The 20,655-nt window shown below is 58.1% G+C and carries 17 protein-coding genes and 2 pseudogenes; 14 read left to right on the top strand and 5 right to left on the bottom strand.

The genetic code is table 11. The features are described 5' to 3' along the window. The first annotated feature begins 33 nt into the window (after positions 1 to 33). The 11 genes from CAURIM_RS11555 (at position 34) to CAURIM_RS11505 (ending at position 11,996) form a co-directional block, all read left to right on the top strand. On the top strand, positions 34 to 885 hold the full coding sequence (locus tag CAURIM_RS11555; protein WP_010188686.1) for a sulfurtransferase: 852 nt from the start codon (positions 34 to 36) through the stop codon (positions 883 to 885). A 64-nt stretch (positions 886 to 949) separates the two neighbouring features. Continuing rightward, positions 950 to 2,161, top strand: a complete 1,212-nt coding sequence (locus CAURIM_RS11550) for a TtfA family protein (protein WP_201829034.1) — start codon at positions 950 to 952, stop codon at positions 2,159 to 2,161. 148 nt (positions 2,162 to 2,309) lie between these two features. Next, the gene (gene pyrE / locus CAURIM_RS11545; protein ID WP_010188690.1) at positions 2,310 to 2,855 is read left to right on the top strand and encodes an orotate phosphoribosyltransferase; all 546 of its coding nucleotides are present in this window, start codon (positions 2,310 to 2,312) and stop codon (positions 2,853 to 2,855) included. Further along, on the top strand, positions 2,842 to 3,522 hold the full coding sequence (locus CAURIM_RS11540; protein WP_371325751.1) for a TrmH family RNA methyltransferase: 681 nt from the start codon (positions 2,842 to 2,844) through the stop codon (positions 3,520 to 3,522). Before pyrE ends, CAURIM_RS11540 begins: the two co-directional genes overlap by 14 nt. A 63-nt stretch (positions 3,523 to 3,585) precedes the next feature. Beyond that, positions 3,586 to 4,785 (top strand): glycoside hydrolase family 76 protein, encoded by a 1,200-nt coding sequence (locus CAURIM_RS11535; RefSeq protein ID WP_010188694.1) that lies wholly within the window; start codon positions 3,586 to 3,588, stop codon positions 4,783 to 4,785. Positions 4,786 to 4,967: 182 nt separating this feature from the next. Further along, the gene (gene fbaA / locus CAURIM_RS11530; RefSeq protein ID WP_201829036.1) at positions 4,968 to 6,002 is read left to right on the top strand and encodes a class II fructose-bisphosphate aldolase; all 1,035 of its coding nucleotides are present in this window, start codon (positions 4,968 to 4,970) and stop codon (positions 6,000 to 6,002) included. Between the two features lie 289 nt (positions 6,003 to 6,291). Beyond that, the gene (locus tag CAURIM_RS11525) at positions 6,292 to 7,365 is read left to right on the top strand and encodes an AraC family transcriptional regulator (RefSeq protein WP_236659377.1); all 1,074 of its coding nucleotides are present in this window, start codon (positions 6,292 to 6,294) and stop codon (positions 7,363 to 7,365) included. 169 nt (positions 7,366 to 7,534) lie between these two features. Continuing rightward, positions 7,535 to 8,569: a L(+)-tartrate dehydratase subunit alpha gene (ttdA, locus tag CAURIM_RS11520; protein WP_010188701.1), complete on the top strand. Its 1,035-nt coding sequence runs from the start codon at positions 7,535 to 7,537 to the stop codon at positions 8,567 to 8,569. Between the two features lie 30 nt (positions 8,570 to 8,599). Beyond that, complete coding sequence (gene ttdB, locus CAURIM_RS11515) at positions 8,600 to 9,241, top strand: L(+)-tartrate dehydratase subunit beta (protein ID WP_102233503.1); 642 nt, start codon at positions 8,600 to 8,602, stop codon at positions 9,239 to 9,241. Continuing rightward, entirely contained in the window at positions 9,238 to 10,737 is a 1,500-nt protein-coding gene (locus CAURIM_RS11510; protein ID WP_010188705.1) for a DASS family sodium-coupled anion symporter, read from the top strand. The genes ttdB and CAURIM_RS11510 overlap by 4 nt, the downstream gene beginning before the upstream one ends. Before the next feature lie 44 nt (positions 10,738 to 10,781). After that, positions 10,782 to 11,996: an FUSC family protein gene (locus CAURIM_RS11505; protein ID WP_010188707.1), complete on the top strand. Its 1,215-nt coding sequence runs from the start codon at positions 10,782 to 10,784 to the stop codon at positions 11,994 to 11,996. A gap of 42 nt (positions 11,997 to 12,038) precedes the next feature. Here the strand turns inward: CAURIM_RS11505 and CAURIM_RS11500 are convergent, their stop codons facing one another. The 5 genes and pseudogenes from CAURIM_RS11500 to CAURIM_RS11480 all read right to left on the bottom strand — a co-directional run bounded on the left by CAURIM_RS11500 (position 12,039) and on the right by CAURIM_RS11480 (position 15,990). Further along, a complete protein-coding gene (locus CAURIM_RS11500; protein ID WP_236659378.1) occupies positions 12,039 to 12,527 on the bottom strand; it encodes a hypothetical protein in 489 nt (162 codons plus the stop codon). Beyond that, positions 12,508 to 13,727 (bottom strand): annotated as a pseudogene (locus CAURIM_RS11495) (IS30 family transposase). Before CAURIM_RS11495 ends, CAURIM_RS11500 begins: the two are co-directional and overlap by 20 nt. Before the next feature lie 19 nt (positions 13,728 to 13,746). Then, a pseudogene (locus tag CAURIM_RS11490) lies at positions 13,747 to 13,956 on the bottom strand (helix-turn-helix domain-containing protein); the annotation flags it as partial. A gap of 240 nt (positions 13,957 to 14,196) precedes the next feature. Continuing rightward, complete coding sequence (locus CAURIM_RS11485) at positions 14,197 to 14,847, bottom strand: Abi family protein (RefSeq protein WP_201829038.1); 651 nt, start codon at positions 14,845 to 14,847, stop codon at positions 14,197 to 14,199. Positions 14,848 to 15,069: 222 nt separating this feature from the next. Beyond that, positions 15,070 to 15,990 (bottom strand): hypothetical protein, encoded by a 921-nt coding sequence (locus tag CAURIM_RS11480; protein ID WP_201829040.1) that lies wholly within the window; start codon positions 15,988 to 15,990, stop codon positions 15,070 to 15,072. Positions 15,991 to 16,179: 189 nt separating this feature from the next. Here CAURIM_RS11480 and CAURIM_RS11475 point away from each other — a divergent pair, with 189 nt between their 5' ends. The 3 genes from CAURIM_RS11475 (at position 16,180) to purT (ending at position 20,233) form a co-directional block, all read left to right on the top strand. Further along, entirely contained in the window at positions 16,180 to 17,271 is a 1,092-nt protein-coding gene (locus tag CAURIM_RS11475) for a hypothetical protein (RefSeq protein WP_010188712.1), read from the top strand. A 149-nt stretch (positions 17,272 to 17,420) separates the two neighbouring features. Further along, complete coding sequence (locus tag CAURIM_RS11470) at positions 17,421 to 18,713, top strand: adenylosuccinate synthase (RefSeq protein ID WP_010188714.1); 1,293 nt, start codon at positions 17,421 to 17,423, stop codon at positions 18,711 to 18,713. A 173-nt stretch (positions 18,714 to 18,886) separates the two neighbouring features. Next, positions 18,887 to 20,233, top strand: a complete 1,347-nt coding sequence (gene purT / locus CAURIM_RS11465; protein WP_010188716.1) for a formate-dependent phosphoribosylglycinamide formyltransferase — start codon at positions 18,887 to 18,889, stop codon at positions 20,231 to 20,233. Positions 20,234 to 20,655: the final 422 nt, after the last annotated feature.

Raw genomic sequence — 20,655 nt, 5'->3', positions numbered from 1 at the left:
CACTCTTCGCTCATGCCCCTATGATCTAGGGACATGAGCATTTTGATCTCCCCTCACGAGTTGAGTGAGAAGATTTACCGCGGTGATAAGACGACCATCCTCGCTTCCCTCTGGGCACCAGGGGAAGGCGAGGCCTTCAATCAGTTTTCCTCCCTCCACATTCCGACTGCCCAGTACGCCGACGCCGCTTCAGCCTTCGTGGGCCTGCCCGGCTCCAAGGTAGGGCGCAACCCACTCCCGCAGACCGAGAAGATTCAAGAGTGGATCGACCTCTGGGGTCTAGAGGAGGACAGCGAAGTCGTTGTCTACGACGAAGGCCGCGGACTCTTCGCTGGCCGTGCGTGGTGGACCCTGCGCTGGGCCGGCATCCGCAACGTCCGCATCCTCGACGGCGGCCTGTCCAACTGGCGTGCCCAGTCCCTGCCCACCCTTACCGGCCCGGGTAACTTGGGCATGCCCTCGGACTTTGAAGTGACCACGGGGTCGATGCCCACGGCCACCATCGATGAGGTCAAGGAGCATAAGGGCCTGCTTCTCGACGTTCGCACGCGCAACCGCTTCGCCGGCCGCCGCGAGAACCTCGACCTGAAGGCCGGCCACATCCCGGGTGCAGTCAACCTTCCGGAGCGCCTCTTCCACACACAGGACGTCACCGTGTGGAAGTCCAAAGAAGAAATCCTCGAAATCCTTGAGCAGCACGGTGTGACCAAGGAGAACGTGGACGGCGCCATCATCTACTCCGGATCCGGTAACCACTCCGCGCTTACCATCGCCGTGCTGGAACACGTGGGCTTTACCGGCTTGCGCCACTTCGTGGGCGGATGGTCGCAGTGGTCAGCCAACCCGAAGAATCCGGTGGAGCGTGGCGACCGCGAGCACGTCTAGAATCCGCGCGTGACCAGCGCGTCAGCGCAGATCGAGCGCGCCGGGCGATTAGAGTCAGGCAGTGATGCCTTTTGTACTCTTATCCCTCGCCGCCGTCGCGCTCGCGGCTGGTCTCATCGTGCTCTGGCTGGACCAGCGCCAGCGCGCCGCGCTCTCCGCCGACGAAACCACCACAGCGGCCGATACCGCTGCGCCTGAACTCACCCCTGACTCCCCCTCAGAGCCCGCGCTCGCCGAGGAACCTGAGCCTGCTCCAGAGCCCGACATCATTACCGAGCCGGAGCCAGACCCCGTGGCTGAGCCGGCAACCGAGCCAACTGCGGATGCCGCTGAAGAACCGGCCGCCGCTGAGCCCAGTGAGGAACCGGCCGCCGAACCGCAGGCTGCCGCACCCAGCTTTGCGGAGCGCGCAGAGCGCGCCAAGTACCTCGTGCCGGGCAGTGCCCGCCGTGAGCGCAAGGCCTTTGGCCAGCAGCGCGGCTGGGAATACCTCAAGCATGATTCCTACCTGGCGGATGAGTGGACCCGCGGCGCTGCCGCCCGCGGCCACGAACCCCGCGACATCGTCGCCGGAACTGTCCGGGGGCACGAGACGCTGCTCTTCGATATGGGTGCTATCCCCGTTATGGCTATGCGCACCGGCGCGGCCTCCGATATCGTGGTGGATTTCCGCCGAGCAGGCGAGGAGATCGAAAACCTCTCCGAGGATCTGTTGTACGTGCGTGAGGAGGAAGGTTTCGAGGTTTTCTCCTCCGATGCTGGCGTGGGCCAGCGCTTCATCGATACCCGAGTGAGTACGGCGTTGAATCATCTACCCGCCGCGGTGACTGCCGTGTGGCTGGAAGGGGAGTGGGTGCTGGCCCAAACTACCCGGCAGGCCCGCAGCGCTGAGTGGGAAGAGCTGCTCGAACCGCTGTCGCTGCTCGCCGATGCTGCTCGCGTTCTTCCACCGCGCTCCGAAGCCGCTCAGGTCCTGCGCGTCGATGAGCTGGACCCCAGCCGCGACATCCCGGAACCTCCGCAGCCGGAACCCACCGGGCCCACGGCGGTTCCGGACCGCGATGATTCCCTCGACGCCCCCACCATCCAGCGCCCCACCGAGCCGGTGGTCATGCCGAGCCGCACCACCAGCGAGGCCCGCGGCACCATTGACCACTCCAGCCTGGGTGCGGATGAAGTCGACGCGATTGCCGATGGCCATGAGCGCCCCACCCACGAAAACAATCAGGCCCGCCTGCCGCGCCGCTTCGATGGCGGCTCCTCCATCTTCGACTAGACCCGCCAGCCTGCCGCCGCGGCGAGGCGCCGCAGCCAGGTGTCACAGCCGAGCACCAGCACTAGTCGCGGGCAACCGTGCGGGAAGAGGGTAAACTACAGAGCGGATTTTTCACGGCCGAACAGCCACAGACTTTAAGGAGCGAGCGATGAGCCTGGATCAGCAGAAGAAGCAACGCCTAGCAGAACTGGTGAAGGAGCTGGCCGTCGTCCACGGCAAGGTCACGCTGTCCTCTGGCAAGGAGGCTGACTACTACGTGGACTTGCGCCGCGCCACCCTGCAGCACGAGGCCTCGCGTCTTATCGGCTCGCTGCTGCGTGAGCTCACCGCTGACTGGGATTATGCTGCCGCCGGTGGCCTGACCATGGGCGCGGACCCGGTCGCGCTGTCCATCATGCATGCCGATGGCCGCGATATCGACGCCTTCGTTGTTCGCAAGGAAGCCAAGAAGCACGGCATGCAGCGTCAGATTGAGGGCTTCAACGTCGAGGGCCAGAAGGTGCTCGTTGTCGAGGACACCACCACGACCGGCAACTCGCCGCTGACCGCCGTGAAGGCTCTTCGTAAGGCAGGCGCCGAGGTCGTCGGAGTGGCCACCGTGGTGGACCGCAACACCGATGCCGGCGCAGCCATTGCCGCCGAGGGCCTGGAATACCGCTACCTGCTGGGCCTTGAGGATCTTGACCTTGCCTAAGCCCGAGGAAGAGGCGGCAGCCAAAGGCCCCACCGAGTGGAACGAGGGCCGCCACGGTGTTGGCCCGTGGGAAGGCCCGCTGCCCGAAGGCCCCGAAGCGGAGAAATACGATCCCGAACTGCTCGCGGAGGGGGATCGCCGCAATGTCGTCGATGCCTACCGTTACTGGACACGCGAGGCGATCCGGGAGGATATCGATAAGCGCCGGCATGCGCTGCACATCGCCATCGAGAACTTCGAAAACGATTCCAACATCGGCACCGTGGTGCGCACTGCCAACGCCTTTGCCGTCGACACCGTCCACATTGTGGGACGCCGCCGCTGGAACCGGCGCGGCGCCATGGTCACCGACAGGTACCAGCACCTCATGCACCACGCGGATGTTACTGAGCTGATGGCCTGGGCGGCGGACCAGGAACTGACCGTCGTGGCCATCGATAACACCCCCGGGTGTGTCCCCCTAGAAACCGCTGAGCTGCCTGAGCGCTGTCTGCTCCTCTTCGGACAGGAAGGCCCAGGCGTCAGCCCGGAAGCCCAGGACGCAGCAGTAATGACCTGCTCAATCGCGCAATTTGGTTCTACTCGCTCCATCAACGCGGGCGTGGCCGCAGGCATTGCCATGCATGCATGGATTCGGCAGCACGCCGATTTATCAAAAGCTTGGTGAGATCCCGCGCACTGTGTTTACATCTAGGTAACGAATTCACATTGTGAGAATGATGAGACAAAAGTGTTAGAGAAATGGTCCCACCGCGCCGACCTTGCGGAAACAGCCATCAATGAGCGCCACGCGCAGGCCGTGTGGGGCTTGCCCCGTACCAACCTTGCCGTGGTGAGTTGGCCACCCACCACCAAGGAATCACTCTTTGTGCATTGGCATTATTGGTGGCAGGCGCATTATCTGGACTGTCTCGTTGATGCGGCCCTGCGCAAAAACACCAAAGCCCGCCGCGCGCGCATCGCTGACACCATCCGCGGCATCCATGTGCGCAATCTCCGTGCGCTGACGAAGAACCGCTACTACGACGACAAAGCATGGCTCGCCCTAGCCATCGCCCGGGCCGGTGAGCTCAAGAAGCAGCGCCCCTACAAGAAGTTGGGCACCCTGCAGCACAACATCCGCGATGGCATCGACACCCAGGTCGGCGTGCTGCCCTGGCGCGAAGGCGAGACCTTCCTCAACGTCCCCTCGAACGGGCCGGGCGCCATCATGCTGGCCCGCATGGGGCGCGTGGACGAGGCCCGCCACATCGTGGACTGGATCTACGATCACTTGATTGACGACGATGGCTTCGTCATGGACGGCATCCGCATGCGTATGGATGGGCAGGAGATCGTCCGCAACATCCACCCCTACTGCCAAGGCGTGGTGCTCGGTGCCTGCTTGGAAATCGTGCTGGCGCTGCGGGAGAAGACCGGCCTGCGCTCCGTGGAGGATATCGACTCTGTCCACGAGGCCGAACTCGCCGCAGACATGATGGACTACACCACCCGCATCCGCGGCCTGGTCCAAGCGGTGGCCACGGGCATGGCGACGTACACGGGCGTCATCGATTGGCAGACTGGCGACGGCGACGGCGGCCTCTTCAAGGGCATCCTTGCTCGCTACCTGGCGGACGTAGCGGTGCGCCTGCCGGGCGATTCCCCGGCCAACCGCGCAACCAAGAAGCTGGCCGCTCGCCTCGTGACGGCCTCGGCGGAATCCGTGTGGGAACACCGCCTAGAGGTAGACGGCTTGCCCATCTTCGGTTCCGATTGGACCGCGGATGCGAAGCTTCCCCATAACTACGGTTTCGGCCCCTCGTCATTGAGCCAGAAGATGGGCATTATCCGCGTGGCTGAGCGCGATTTGTCCGTTCAGTTGTCCGGTTGGATGTTGTTGGAGGCCTGTACCCGGATTGTGAAGTACAAGTCAGAATCCAAGAAATAGCAGCGTTTCCCCAGGTGGTCGGGGGATTCCTGCCCATGCGGAGCGGTGTTTAAGTGAGGTCACATCGCATCTCGCGGCGGAAAACCACAATAACAGGCATACTTGGGTGTTGGAACGTGTTGTTTCGCTGGTTTGTGAGACGGCACGGCTTACTGCACAGCAACTCCAAAGGATGGAATTTCATGCCTATTGCAACCCCTGAGGTTTATAACCAGATGCTGGATACCGCCAAGAAGGGCGGCTTCGCATTCCCGGCAATCAACTGCACCTCCTCCGAAACCATCAACGCCGCTCTCCGCGGCTTCGCCGAGGCTGAGTCCGACGGCATCATCCAGTTCTCCACCGGCGGCGCGGAGTTCGGTTCCGGCCTGTCCGTGAAGAACAAGGTTGCCGGCGCCAAGGCACTGGCTGCCTTCGCTCACGAGGCTGCACAGCACTACGGCATTAACGTTGCGCTGCACACTGACCACTGCCAGAAGGAAGTTCTGGATGAGTACGTGCGCCCGCTGATCGCCTTCTCCCAGGAGCGCGTTGACCGCGGCGAGCTGCCGCTCTTCCAGTCCCACATGTGGGATGGCTCCGCTATCCCGATCGATGAGAACCTCGTGATCGCTCAGGAGCTCCTCGAGAAGGCCCACAACGCCAACATCATCCTTGAGGTTGAGATCGGCGTCGTCGGCGGCGAAGAGGACGGCATTGAGGCCAAGGCCGGCGCTAACCTCTACACCTCCCCGGAGGACTTTGAGAAGACCGTCGACGCCCTCGGTACCGGTGAGAAGGGTCGCTACCTGCTGGCCGCTACCTTCGGTAACGTCCACGGCGTGTACAAGCCGGGCAACGTGAAGCTGCGCCCGGAGGTCCTCGACGAGGGCCAGAAGGTTGCTGTCAAGAAGCTCGGCCTGGAGGAAGGCTCCCAGCCCTTCGACTTCGTCTTCCACGGCGGCTCCGGCTCCGAGAAGGAGAAGATCGAGGAGGCCCTGCGCTACGGCGTCATCAAGATGAACGTTGACACCGATACCCAGTACGCCTTCACCAACCCGGTTGCACGCCACATGTTCGCTAACTACGACGGCGTCTTCAAGATCGACGGCGAGGTAGGCAACAAGAAGGTCTACGACCCGCGCTCCTACCTCAAGAAGGCTGAGCAGGGCATGGCTGACCGCGTGGTTGAGGCCTGCCAGGACCTGCACTCCGTGGGCAAGACCGTTTCTAAGTAGCGGTTCCACGCTGCGGTTGACGGTGCCGTTCTTGTAGCGGTACCTCGCCGTTCTAGCACTGAGGCACGATAAATTCTTCCATTCTTTAAAATGGGGAAGCCATCGTGCCTTTTGTGTTCTCTAGCCGTACCTGTGGGTTGTTCCTGGCTGCGACACTTACCGCCGATGCTTGTCGCCGCTCACTGGTCCTAGCGTAGAAAAATTCTTCCGTTTGTGTGGGGGCGTTTCGAAGGGGCAATCAATTCGAAACACTGTCGTTGCACAATTCCCAACGGTTACCATAAAAGTCATGTCCGAGTTCTATGCTGAACATACCCCACCTGCTCGCTCTGCAGCTTGGCGTCAGTACGTCTACGACATCGGTTCATACCACTACAATTGGCATTCGCCCATCGAGCTTCTCACTATCCTTGGCGGAAGCGTTGAAATTAACCGAGCCTCGGGAACCCGGGTACTCTCTCGCGGAGATGTCGTCCTATTCAATTCCAACGAAGGACACGCCACGATGTCTCTGGAGCCTCGCGAAGGAACAGCCAGCGCGCAGGCGCTTTTAATTCATCTCGACACCTCCTACGTAGCCAGCTTCAATCGCGGCTTCATCCCCCAATTTTCTTGTTGTTCCACTGATTTTTCGGGCACTCACCTGGGGATTAGTGAACTACGGAAGCTGTCGTCGCAGATGATGTTAGAGGCGCAGAAGGTCGATTCTCTAAGCAAAGAGGTTGCGCAAGAATCGCGTTTAGCAGCCATATGTGCAGTTCTTTATCGGGACTTTTTTGAAGGTGACGCGCCAGCAGCACGATCGGCTGATGCAGAGCGACTCCAGGAAATGCGGCGAGTGATTGAATACGTGGATGAGCATTATCAACAGAAGATAACGCTGCGAAACCTTGCTGACTTCGCCGGCTATTCACCGGCCTATTTCTCAGATCTCTTTAGCTCCGTTGTAGGGATTCCAGTTAGTGAGTACATCACGAGGGTGCGGTTAGCCGAAGCCGTACAGCTTTTACGCCGGACCGATTGGCCCATTACTGACGTTGCTTTGGCCGCAGGATTTCCAGATAACAAGGCACTCAGCTTGGCTTTTAGAAGAGCGTTTAGCAAAACGGCGAGCCAGTACCGAAAGCAGCTGCGTTCGGTAGAAAAGACTGGTGTCAATGTGGCAGCGGTGGATGAACGATTTCACGAATATTTTGTGAGCACCACCGATTCCTTTGTTCGCGATACTCTTTCCGAGTTCGCGGGTGAAAGCGCAGAAGGGCGTGTGGCAGCTGAACGCGAGCAGCTCCAGTCTCTGCTTGCAGAAGTGTCACAACAGGCCGAAAATCTGGCAGACACGGTGCGGAACGGGATGACGCGGTAGATCCGGTAAAAGCGGTAATTCTTTCGGAGCGCTACTGGAATTGGGGGTAAATATAACGTTTGTACTGCATAAACGCAGCGTAGAGTCCCAAAGTTTTGGGATGCCGGGTGCGTAGGTATTGGGAGATTCTGGAGTTGTTCAGTCCCCTGGATAGCAAAGGAAACTCACCATGACGACCACTGAATCTGAAGTACTGCGCGGTGTTCCACAGCGCGCTACCCGGCGTGCAGAGACTCCGAGCACGTCGACAGTGCCGGTAGAGATTGAGTTCGCTCCGTCCACCAAGAAACCTTCCGAGCTCGGGCACCAGTTCAGCCCTGAAGTTCAGCTTCTGATCGATCGTGTTGCCAAATTCACCGACTTGGTATCGAAGCGTCTTCCAGACGACGTCACTGAGCGTCTTCGCCAGCTGGCAGAGGAAGAAGACCAGCCCATGGCAAAGATGATCTACAAGACCATGCAGCGCAACCAGAAGCTTGCGCTCGACCTGGACCGCCCGTCATGCCAGGACACCGGACAGATCCAAATTTTCGCACGTGTAGGTACCGAGTTCCCGTACCTTTCGGAGCTCGAGCCCGCGATGAAGGAGGCGATTGGTATCGCCTCAGAGACGGCGCCTTTGCGTCGCAACTCTGTTGAAACATTCAACGAGTACAACCCTGGTACCAACATCGGCACCAAGTCCCCGTGGCTCTATACCGAGCTGATATCTGGTTCGGATGAACTTGAGCTCGACGTCTACCTCGCCGGTGGCGGATGTTCTCTACCTGGCCAGGGAAAGACTCTGATGCCAGGCGAGGGCTATGAGGCGGCGATGAAGTTCATTCTGGATGTCATGACGTCCTACGGCGTCAACGCCTGCCCACCAATGCTGATTGGTGTTGGTATTGGAACGTCCATCGATACGGCTGGTTTCATGTCCAAGCTCGCGCTGATGCGCCCGGTGCAGTCCCACAATCAGAACGAGGTTGTCGCCGAGTTGGAGAAGAACCTGGAGACCGCCATTAACGACTTGGGGCTCGGACCACAGGGTCTGGGAGGTAAGCGTTCTGTCATGGGCGTCAACATCGAGAACTCTGCTCGTCACCCGTCCGTCCTTTCGGTCGCCGTCAATACCGGTTGCTGGTCTCACCGCCGTGGCACCATCCATTTGGACCGTGATCTCAACTACCGCCTGCTGACGCACTCCGGCTTCGAGCTTTAAACACCGTATTCTCTGAAAGAAGGATTCATCATGAGCGAGAACACTACTGCCAAGACTCTCACTACTCCCATCTCGCAAGAGGACCTCCAAGACATCAAAGCTGGCGATGTCATCTTCCTCGATGGCTACATCGTGACATGCCGCGACGTAGGCCACCGTCGTGTCGTCGAGCTGGGCCGCGAATTGCCTATTGATTTGAAGGGCGGCGCAATTCTTCACGCTGGGCCCATCATGCAGAAGGTGGAAGGCACTGACCGCAACGGTGACGAGAAGTATGAAGTGGTTTCCGTGGGCCCCACGACCTCCATGCGCATGGAAATGTTTGAGTATGACTTCATCGAGCAGACCGGTGTGCGCCTAATCGTCGGCAAGGGCTCTATGGGGCCTAATACTGAGGCAGGCTGCAAGGAATTTGGTGCGTTGCACTGCGTGTTCCCCGCGGGAAACGCGGTCATCGCGGCAACTGAAGTTGAGGAAGTCGAAGAGTCTTACTGGCGTGAGCTCGGGATGCCTGAGGCCCTGTGGGTAATGCGGGTGAAGCAATTTGGGCCACTCATTGTGTCCATCGATGCCAACGGCAACAACTTGTATACCCAGAAAAAGGAAGAGTACAACGCACGCAAGGAGACGATCCTCGAGGATCTGTACGAAAAGGTTAGGTACATCAAATGAGTGCCGTGCTTCCTACGGACACACCTCCGGAGGATCATCATGCGGTAGCGGAGCGCCCACCTTCTGCTGAGGTTCACCCCATCGGTCTTGCCATAGCGGTGGGGGTAGGCGTTGCCGTATGGCTTGTGCCCACTCCTGAAGGACTTCAGCCGAATGCATGGCACCTTTTGGCAATATTTCTCGCGACCATCGTGGGAATCATCATCAAGGCAGCTCCCATGGGTGCGTTGTCTGTTGTCGCTATCGCGTTATGCGCGGGCACTCAAGTCCTCGCACCAGGGGAGCCTGGCGAGTCAATGTCGTTGGCGTTGTCTGGATTTTCCAATTCCACAATTTGGCTCATTGTATCCGCGTTCTTCGTCTCCCGGGCAGTGATTACCTCGGGTTTAGGCACACGCATGGCCCTGTGCTTCGTGCGGTTGTTTGGTAAATCGACGTTAGGCTTGGCCTATGGGCTCGGGTTAACGGATCTTGCTCTCAGCCCATTCATCCCTTCAAACACTGCCCGCGCCGGCGGAATTGTATATCCCATTACCAAGTCCATTTGCTTGAGTTCAGGCTCAGACCCAAACGATCCGAGTACGTTCCGCCGCATCGGCAGCTATCTCGCATTGACCGGCTACAACATGAATCTCGCGGTGTCCGTTGTCTTTTTCACCGGTGCTGCTCCCAACGCAATGGCAGCGAAATTTGCAGCAAATGACAACGTGTCGATTACGTGGGGCGGCTGGTTCCTCGCGGCTGCAGTACCGGCAATGGTAGGCGTGTTGCTCGTACCGCTTGTGGTCTATGCCATGAACAAACCTGAGCTGACCAAGACCCCGGAGGCCCCGGCAGCAGCCGCACGGGACCTGGCGGCGCTTGGGCCTATGCGGCGTTCAGAGTGGGTCACGCTGGGAGTTTTCCTCCTCATGATTGTCCTGTGGATCTTTGGCGGGCGTCTTGTCTCTGCTACGGCAGTAGCTTTCTTAGGGCTCGGCATCTTGCTCTTGACCAGTGCCCTGACCTGGAAGGACATGAAATCTGAGAAAGCAGCGTGGGACACGCTCGTATGGTTCTCTGCCTTAGTCATGATGGGCACGCAGCTGAACGAGCTTGGCTTTGTTGGCTGGTTTGGAGACAACGTCGGTTCGTGGGTAGAGGGGCTTAACATGGGGACGCTGGGCACGTTTGCTCTGCTCACAATTCTGTACGCACTGGCGCATTATATGTTTGCCTCTGGTACAGCGCATACCGCAGCCATGTTCACAGTCTTCTTCAGCGTCGGCTTAGCCCTGGGCCTTCCTGGGGTGCCATTGGCCGTCTTCCTCGGAGCGATTCCAACGATTTTCGGTTGTCTTACTCACTACGGAAATGGCCCTGCACCGATTTATTACGGCTCCGGTTATGTGGATCTGGGCCTGTGGTGGAAGGTCGGCGGCGTCCTCGGAGCCTTGTACGTTCTAATCTGGCTCTGTATCGGTATTCCTTGGTGGATGCTTTTAGGCCTGTGGTAGTTCGCACAGCCATGGTTTTCAGTTATGAGTAAAATACGGAAACCATGGCTGAGGAAACGTCGAGTTCGTCAAGTACCGTCAAGCGCGTTCGCAAAACTACCCGCGAGCAGCTGCGGTTGGTGGATAAGTCACTCAAAGCGCGCCTCACGCGTATCCGCAACCGGCTCGTGTTTATGCTTCAGTGCACCCTCGGTGCGGGCTTGGCCTTCTACGTGGCACACGACTTCTTCGGCCACGATCAGCCTTTCTTCGCACCGATGGCCGTGATCATCATCCTGGGCCTATCTGGCAACGATCGCCTCAAGCGCGCCATCGACATGTCCATTGGCGGCATCGTGGGCGTGCTGGTGGGCACGCTGCTTGTCGATGCCCTCGGGACCGGGCCTATCCATATGACCATCATCATCGGGTTGGCCCTGATTATCGGCTCCTTTGTCACCAGCTCGCAGCTGGTGAGCAACCAGATCGTCATCGCGGCCATCCTCATCGCCACGATTCTTCCACCGGAAGAAATGGGTGGGCTCTCCCGCGCCATTGACGCCATCATCGGCGCGGTCATTGGCCTCACAATGATCGTGTTGATCCCCTCCTCGCCCCTGCGCGCAGGGCGCTCGGAAGTCTCGAAAGTCTTGGGCATTACCTCACTGGTCCTGTCTGATGTGGCCAAGGGACTAGAGGAGAATGACCCCGAAACCATCACTGAGGCCCGCGATGCCGTGCGCGGCACGCAGGATGACATCAACAACATGCTCAACGCCACCAAAGGTGGTGCGGAGACTGCACGGCTATCACCCTTCCTGTGGAGCACGCAGCGCACCGTGCGCTCCCTGGAGCGCATCCTCACTCCTGTTGACAACATGGTCCGTGGCACCCGCGTGCTCTCCCGCCGTGCGCTTGTTCTCGCCGAGGACGGCGACCAAGCCACCGCCGAGCAAGTTGAGATCATCGACGAACTTGCTGAAATCACGATGGAGCTCTCCGACCTCTATACCCACCAAACAGCGCATGAGCGCCGCGTGGATGAAGCGCAAGCCATTCCGGAAATAGTCAACCGCCTGCGCCAGCTAGGTGCCCGCTGCTCGATGGACATCGCCGGCGAGGAAGCAGTGCTCTCCGCCTATGCCGTACTGGCCCAGACTCGCTCCATCATCGTGGACCTGCTCATGGTGTGCGGCATGTCCCGCGAGTCAGCCGTGGCGCAGCTCGTGCCCACCTCCAAGCACCCGGCCTATCCGCCGGAGGTCTGGGAAGAGGATTAGGGTTTGAGACTCGGGCAGTGAGAATTTTGGAGGAAATTCGAGCTATTTGCTCGGTGAGGGCAAATCAGAAGTGACTCTGGCGGCCAATAGCGAACTGCTTTGGAAGTACCGAGGTCTCTTCACAAATGCGGATCCACGACCGCTAGCTTCGTGCACGATGTCTTGCTTTTCAGCGGTAGTGAGAGTTGAGGGATGCTTGGACCCACTGAGATGATAAACCTTGTACGTATTCTCTGGAGGGTAGCTTTTAACGAATGGATCAGAGAGCGCGTGGCTCATAATTTTCCCGAGGCGTTTTTCCTCGGGGTCGGATGATTTCTTAAGCGCATCTGAAGTCTTTTTATTCCAGCTGGAAGCGATTTCAATGTCTAAGACCTTTGGAAAGATTCCGACGATTTTCTGGCTGAAATAGAAGCCAATGTAATCCACTTTCGCAAGAGGCGTGGAGGCTTCCAGGATGACGGCACCTACCCTTTGATAAAAGGTGAAAAGAGAATCGTCGGCGGCGGAATCAAGCGGTGGATGCGCCACGCTTGAATAGTTCGTTAAGTATTTCACGTGGGGTTGCGCCGCCGAGGATTTGTCGGGGTGTTTCGTTGAGCTCATTTTGTACCCACGCGACATGTTCGGGTGTGACGGTGGCAAAGTCGGTGCCTTTTTTGTAGAACCGGCGCCTGATCTCGCCGTTGGTGTTCTCGTTGGTTGGTCTCTGCCACGGTGAGTGCGGGTCGCAGAAAAACACCTGGCAGCCGTCTTTGATCTGGACCTGTGCTGTGACAGCCATTTCTGCCCCTTGGTCCCATGTGATGGTTTTTAGCTGCTCGATGTTGAGGTCTTTGACCATGTCCTGCAAGGTTGCGACCACGGTTTGTGAACTGTGCTCATCGGGGAGGTGTCCAAGCAGGGTGTAGCGGCTGGTGCGCTCTACTAGGGTAATCAGTGCGCTTTTGCCGCCTTTACCAATGACAAGGTCGCCCTCCCAGTGCCCGGGGATAGCCCTGTCATCAGCTTCCGGGTTGCGGTGGGTGATCTCAGCACCTTTGATCCAAGGGCGACCGGTTAACACGCCAGCGTTTCGGGCACGACTCTTGCGTGTTGCGCCGCCGCGGATAAGTACGTCTTTAGTCTTCATGACTTCTTCAAGCTCGGCTCGCAGGCTGCCTTTACCTTGAATGTATAAGGCACTGTAGATCGCTTCGTGGGAAATACGCATGCTTTCATCATCGCTGAAAGCATGCTCAAGCCATGCACTAATGCGCCCAGGTGACCACCTGCGGGCAAGGCAATCGATCACTACACCCCGAAGCGTTGGGCTTTCATCGAGCTTGCGTAGTTTTGGCCGCACCATCCGACCAGCAGTAGAAACAGCAGCGTTGTGGGCGTTATACCGCAGCTGCTCTGTGCCGTCCTCATCGATAATCTTCCAACCATTACGGGTGATTTCACGGGCGACGACACTGTGGTGCCTATTTATTTTCTGTGCGATAGCACGTGCCGAATCACCGACACGACATCCCGCTTCAATAGCAACACGGTCTTCAACAGTAAGCCTGCGACCACGCCCTACTAAGGCGTGTTTGTCGAATACGCCGCTAGGAAATCCATCAATGGCTTGAGCTTTCATCGGTGCTGGCATAACAGTATCTTTACCCAGCTTCTTGCCGGTATCTGGCATAGACACCACCGCCTCATCAGGCGTTCGACGGTGTCGCTGCCGGCGTAATTCCGCATACCGTTGCTTCCTTATCCACTGATACACCGTGGAAGGATGCACACCGACCGCATCAGCCACCGTCTGACAGCTCTCACCAGCAAGCACTCGCTCCACGGCCTGGACACGTTCATCAGGTGACAAGCGGGCGCGTCTAGGCCGTACTTCGATTACACCAGCTTTCTTTAACCTACTGTGAAGCACGCCAGTCGATAATCCAACAGTCTGTGCTGCTTGATTGATCGACATACCTGCACACACCAACCCAACGGCCTCACGGACAAACGGATCACGCAGACGACTCGCACGCCTGCCAGGAGGTTCGACACCTCTTACCCTCAACCATCCGTAAACAGTTTCAGGGCCCACACCGACATCACGCGCGACCAGGCTAACTGCCTCGCCCGCAGCCACTCGCTCAACAGCAGCATCCTTAACATCCTTCGGAGTCCAACGCGTCACAACTACCTCCCGGTCGAAGTGGCGCATTCACCCCTTGACAGCACGGGCATGTCCCAAGATGGCGGTGTTGAGTTTTGGTGTGCGTTGAGCAGCCAGCTTGGTAACACGTTCGAGGTTTTCTAGCCATAGCCTTGCATCTTGGTCTATCCAACTGGCGAGTCTAAGAATTTTCTTTAATTCTACGGTTGGATCCACGTTGAGAAGTGAGTCCTGATGCGCACACCGGTTTCGAAGGACATTGAGGTCTGTCAACAGGGCTGCAACTATCTTTCTGCTGCCTTGGCCTGGAAATGCGTTGCGAAGGTATTTTCTCCAGATTTCCTCATTGGCATCGGATTTCGTGGAAAGAAGTGAAGCCCAGTACCCCATGTTCAGATGCGCGATGATGTCGTCTTTGGTGACAGGGCGCTTGTATTTCTTAGCTAGCTTCGTTGATAGTGCTGAAATATCGAAAGAATCTTGGTTCCAGCCGAAGTCAAATGGGTGAGCGTTGGCAAGTGAATCGCTCATAGCGTTTCGAAGCAAGACTTCTGTGTGATGAATTACTTCAGACAGCGCAGCTGCGATTTGTGCGTTCAGTTCATAGAGCTTCCATGCCTCTTCCACCGTTCCGCATTCTTCGAGGTATGGGGCGAATCTGGCATCAGATACCCAAGAAATTTTGTGCGTTAGTGGCATGGGTTTGTTCTTTCGGGAGTTGAGAGTGGTAGAGTCTTCCGCAGACCGCCTAGGTGCATTGCACAATGCGCATGCGGTGAGGATTCGGTTTCGAGCCTAGTGCCGAAAAGGTAATGCTGGCCGAATCCTCCTTTCGTTTTACATTCAACCCGAGAATCGTGCCCGCTTTCCCAGATAGTGGCGCTGCAGTTGAGGGCAGTTGTTCGAAGGCTGGGAAGTGAATTAGGGCCGCACTATCTGTAGGTCCCGCAGGTGACGGTAGAACGTCACGCGCTTGACCGGCCGCTTGGCGCGGACTCCATCGACGCTCACGCTTAGTGACGGCCCCCCGGCCTGCACCGCTCGGCCCTGTATGACGCTGGCGGGGTCGAGCTGGCCCGGTTGGGCAGGCTTGCGCAGGCGGGCGAAGAGTCCACGGCGCGGTGCTGCGTCCGCCTCAAAACTGGTAACCGCCTTCGCCGCCACGATGCCCGGCGCATCTGTCATTGGTACGAGCTTTGCGCCGAAGACATTTTTCTTGCGGTCAGCACGCAGTAGTATGGCATCGTCGACGATAATTTCCCCGGTTATTTCCTCATTCGACCATTCCGCAATCGTTGCCGAACCCGTCACGGCAAGGCCCGCATCGTTGCGGATAAGCGGCACCGGCTTGACCGGTGCGGTCAGGGCAAAGGAGAGCGCCTCCTCGACAACCGCGACCTGGTCGGCAAGACCCTGGCCGGTTTCGTGTGTTTTCAGGCCCCAATTCATCGCCGCGGTGGAGTACTCGCCGGTGGGGACGAAGCCCACCTCGGCCCACAGGTAATCCGCTCGCATCATGCGGGTCAGTACGGCGCTAAGAGCGGCATCGTTGCCGATCACCACGATGCGCAGCGACTCGTTCAGGAATGGGGCTTGCGGTGCTGGCCCCGGTGCGCCGAGGTGGCTCACGTCCGGTTGCGCGGCAATCTCATCCAGCGATGGGGTGGGGTCCTCCGGCAGGATTTCCTTGGCCAGTGCATCAATAGTCTTCAGCTCTTGCCGGCTGGGAACCTCCGCGACGCGGAAGTACTCGATACGTACTCCGTGCCGGGCAGTCTCAGTGAGTGCAGTGGTATGAGCGTCGGTGAGGTGGCCGCCGCAGTCTAAAAGTGCACAGATCATACAAGAAGCATAGAAGCGTTGGAAGGGCTTGGCTAAAAAGCTCCTTCAGTGACGCACAAACAGCGGAGCTTTCCCCAGAAAAGTAGTGCGCGTCACATTCTGCCAGTAGGCTCCAAGGCAACGCCAAACTTCTTAATACTCAACTCTTCCACTCAATTCTTCTTTGTCTAACAGCTGGAGGTAATCACCATGTCCGCCCGTATGACAACCCTTGCGCTTGTATCCACCGCTGGTCTCTTGATGAGCTCGTGCAGCTTCATGGGAGGTTCGCTAATTGAAACCGAGGAGCCGGCATTCACTGAGGCCGCCGCTGAGTCGACGACGAGTTCTGCGACGACTACTTCTTCTAAGGCCACCTCGACGTCCAGCAGTGCATCCTCCTCAAGCGTCAACGCTGACTGCGACGAGAAGCAAGAACTCGAGGACACCAAACTCAGTAAGGTCCTAGAGAATGAAGAAGCCTACGTGAAGGGATCCACTGAGAAATTTGAAGACGTGAGCGTCGGTGAGGATGAATATGATCCCTGTAAGTTCCTCAGCTATGTGGTGTTGGAAGGCAAGTTTGATGGGAAGGATGTCAAGGTTCCCGTCTTCTTTTCCAAGGGTGCTCTCAGGGACGAGGATGCCCTCTACATCACGTCCTCTTCCTTAGAGGTGGAAGAGGATGGTGAAGGCTATACCTATGAGTCCGAGACCGATGGCGACATCGTCGGTGTCGAGGGCAAAGTAAACAAGCGTCCGGGCACCGAAGCCACGTCGATGGAAAATTCCTTCGACGGCGTGAACTCGGACATCTTCTTCATTGACGTCAAGTCAGAGACCACCGACTCGGCGGATCTAGCCCAGGATGAGGAGGATCTCCGCGGCGAAACGCTCTTCGATATTTCCGCTGATGGCTGGAACTTGGTGTGCGGTATTGATGCGTCTGAAAAATCCATTGACTGTGCACATGGCGATGACGGAGCCTGGGTCGTCAAAAGCGATAAGACTAACCTGCCGGAAGATATGGAATTCGATGTGGTGAGCCTCCGTCCGCTGGAGGGAGAAACCAGTTTCAACCAGGGCGGTGTCGACAACCTCCCAACTGATGGCAAGAAGATCGAAAGCAACGGTCTCTACCGAATTGGCGTCGATGACATCGAAGCCCAAATTGCCGTTGTTGACGATGGCGTCATTATCAGCACCCCAAACAATTCGAGGCTGATGTTCACCAATGACGCTATCTTCATCGAAGAGAAAGACAAGGGCGACGGTGCTAATTCAAACACCGAAACCGCTTAGGAGGGCTTAAAGGAGATTCGAGACGAACCTCTCCCCGGTGTGACGGCGCATCATTTCCTGACGAGCTTGTCACAAACTCAACACTGCACCAATATGGCGGGTAAAGTAGGTGCGTATTTGACTTCAATAAATAGGAAGTGACACCAAACATGGCAGCGATCGTCATCGTCGGCGCCCAATGGGGCGATGAAGGCAAGGGCAAGGCTACTGACATTCTCGGCGGCAAAGTCGATTACGTAGTGAAGCCCAACGGCGGTAACAATGCCGGCCACACCGTCGTGGTCGGCGGCGAGAAGTATGAGCTGAAGCTCCTTCCCGCCGGCATTCTTTCTGAAAACGCCACCCCGGTCCTGGGCAACGGCGTGGTGATTAATCTGGAGGCCCTCTTCGACGAGATCGATGGCCTCGAAGCCCGCGGCGCTAACGCGTCGCGCCTGAAGATTTCCGCCAACGCGCACCTCGTGGCGCCCTACCACCAGACCTTGGACCGCGTGCAGGAGCGCTTCCTGGGCAAGCGTGCCATCGGCACCACCGGCCGTGGTATTGGCCCGGCCTATGCCGATAAGGTCGCGCGCATCGGTATCCGCGTGCAGGACATCTTTGATGAGTCCATCCTGCGCCAGAAGGTCGAGTCCGCCTTGGACATTAAGAACCAGATGCTGGTGAAGATGTACAACCGCAAGGCCATCGAGCCGGAGCAGGTTGTGGAATACTTCCTGAGCTACCGTGACCGCCTGCGCCCAATGGTTATTGAGGCCGAGCTGGAACTGAACCAGGCCCTGGATGAAGGCAAGCACGTTCTCATGGAGGGCGGCCAGGCCACCATGCTGGATGTTGACCACGGCACCTACCCGTTCGTTACCTCCTCGAACCCGACTGCTGGCGGCGCCGCTGTGGGCTCTGGTATTGGCCCGACGCGCATTACTACCTCCCTGGGCATCATCAAGGCTTACACCACCCGCGTCGGCGCGGGTCCTTTCCCCACGGAGCTTTTCGATAAGTGGGGCGAGTACCTACAGACCACCGGTGGTGAAATCGGTGTCAATACTGGCCGCAAGCGCCGCTGCGGCTGGTACGACTCTGTGATCGCCCGCTACGCCACCCGCGTCAACGGCTTCACGGATTACTTCCTGACCAAGCTGGACGTGCTCACCGGCATCGGTGAGATCCCCATCTGCGTGGCCTATGACGTTGACGGCAAGCGTTACGACGAGATGCCGCTGACCCAGTCTGAGTTCCACCACGCCGAGCCCATCTTTGAGACCATGCCGGCCTGGGATGAGGACATCACGGGCTGCCAGACCTTTGAGGAGCTCCCGCAGAAGGCTCAGGATTACGTTCTGCGCCTGGAAGAGCTCTCCGGCTGCCGCATCTCCTACATCGGTGTCGGCCCCGGACGTGACCAGACCATCGTGCGCCACGACGTCATGCAAGATCAGTAAGGCGCCGCCTAGTCCAGGGCGCTCATCGTCCCACCCCTTCCAAAACCATCGCATGGAGAGGGATGGGACGATTTTACTGTTTTGTTGTTGCTAAAGACTCTAGAACCGGATGATGGGAACGAGACGGGACGTCGCCAAGCAATGCAGTGCTAAAAGTATGCGATAATTCGAGAATGACTACCGTAGGCGACATCGCAGGCCAGATCGGAACCCCTCTAACAGGAAACGCCACCAAGGTGCTGCTCCTAGGAGCAGGTGAGCTGGGCAAGCAGTTGGTAATTGCCTTTCAGAACTTAGGGCTTGAGGTTCACGCCGTGGACCGCTACGCAGGAGCACCCGCGCAGCAGCTTGCGCACTTTAGCTACATCGCAGACATTAGGGACCCGTACAAGGTGTGGGAGCTGACCGAGCGCATCAAGCCGGACTACGTGGTCCCAGAGGTGGAGACTGTCGCGGTGGAGGCGCTGAAGCGCATTGAGGAATTCGGCACCACCGTCGTGCCCTCGGCGCGGGCGTGTGAGCTGACACAGTGTCGGGAGAGCGTGCGTGAGGTAGCTGAAAGCATCGGCCTGCCCGTCACTGCCTATCGCTTTGCTGAGTCCGCTGAGGAGCTGCAAGAGGCAGTGGGGGAGTTGGGACTGCCGTGCATCGTGAAGCCGGATATTACGACCTCCGGGAAGGGGCACGTTCTTCTAAAGGATGAGGAGGACGTGGAGGAGACCTGGTCCATGGTGCGACACGTGTCCTCGGAATATAAGCGCGTCGTGGTGGAGCGCTTCGTTGACTTTGATTATGAGGTCACGCTGCTTGCTGTGCGCTCCATTGACCCGGCTACGGGCAAGATGGCTACGTGGTTCAGTGAGCCCATTGGCCACCGCCACGAGAAGGGGGATCTGGTGGAGTCCTGGCAGCCTATGGCGATGAGTGAGGATGCCCTGGCGAACGCACGCTCCGTTGCGGCGCGTATCTCCAATGAATTGGGCGGGCGTGGCGTCTACGGCGTTGAGCTTTTTGTTGCGGGTGATGAGGTGTATTTCTCCTCCGTCTCTCCGCGTCCTTTGGACACCGCCATGCTGACTGGATATACCCAGCGCTTCTCTGAATTTGAGCTACATGTCCGCGCGATTCTGGGCTTCCCCATCGACGTGACGTTGGTCAGCCCCGGTGCTGCGGTTATTCTGCACGCAGACGCGGAGCTTGATGACGTTACCTTTACCGGCCTCGACACCGCCCTCTCCTACGAGGAGACGGATGTGCGCCTGTTTGGTAAGCCGTGGGCCTATGCCGGCCGCCGCATGGGCATGGTGGCCACGACTGCCGAGGACGTTGAGACCGCCCGTGACAGGGCGGCGCTGGCGGCGGGAAAGATTACTGTCGGGCCGAATGCTGATAGAACCGTTCACGGTGACTCGCAGCCCGTGGAGCCGACCGCCACGGTCGTCTCCGACATTGAGGTCATTGAAGTGCCAGAGCCGGTTATCGACGTCGACCCTAAACTCATGCGTTCCACCGATGATTAAAGAAACAGTGACGTTATAAGTTAAGGGGAATGTTACCCCACGCCTTGACTGCGAGTGGGGTGCTGAATGTGATTGGAGTGGCCGTGCGATACGTGCGGCCACTTCTGCGTATTTTTGGGGGCTATTTACCGGCGGGCCGGGGTGATGCGTGTGGGGTATCTTCCGTGCGGGAAGTTAGTCGGCGCAGCACCGCCTTAAGAAAATGCTTATGCAAAAATTAAGAAAGCTTAAATGAGCTAGCCTAAGAAAATCTAAGCTATGTGTCGTGTCAACATTAAGGGGAGCATAGTGGCGAAAAACGGACCAAAGGCGGTGTGCATAGCACGTTTTCCTGCTAAATTATTGCCCGATGGGGGTATAGGGAAAGCTTATGCAGAAATCAACTATCTTGCAGCTAGCTGTGAGCGATGATAGTATCCTGA

Origin of the sequence: Corynebacterium aurimucosum (assembly GCF_030408555.1) — a bacterium.
GTDB classification, from domain to species: Bacteria; Actinomycetota; Actinomycetes; order Mycobacteriales; family Mycobacteriaceae; genus Corynebacterium; species Corynebacterium aurimucosum.
The sequence above is the reverse complement of the archived record's forward strand: the minus strand, read 5'-3'. Positions and strand labels throughout refer to the sequence as shown.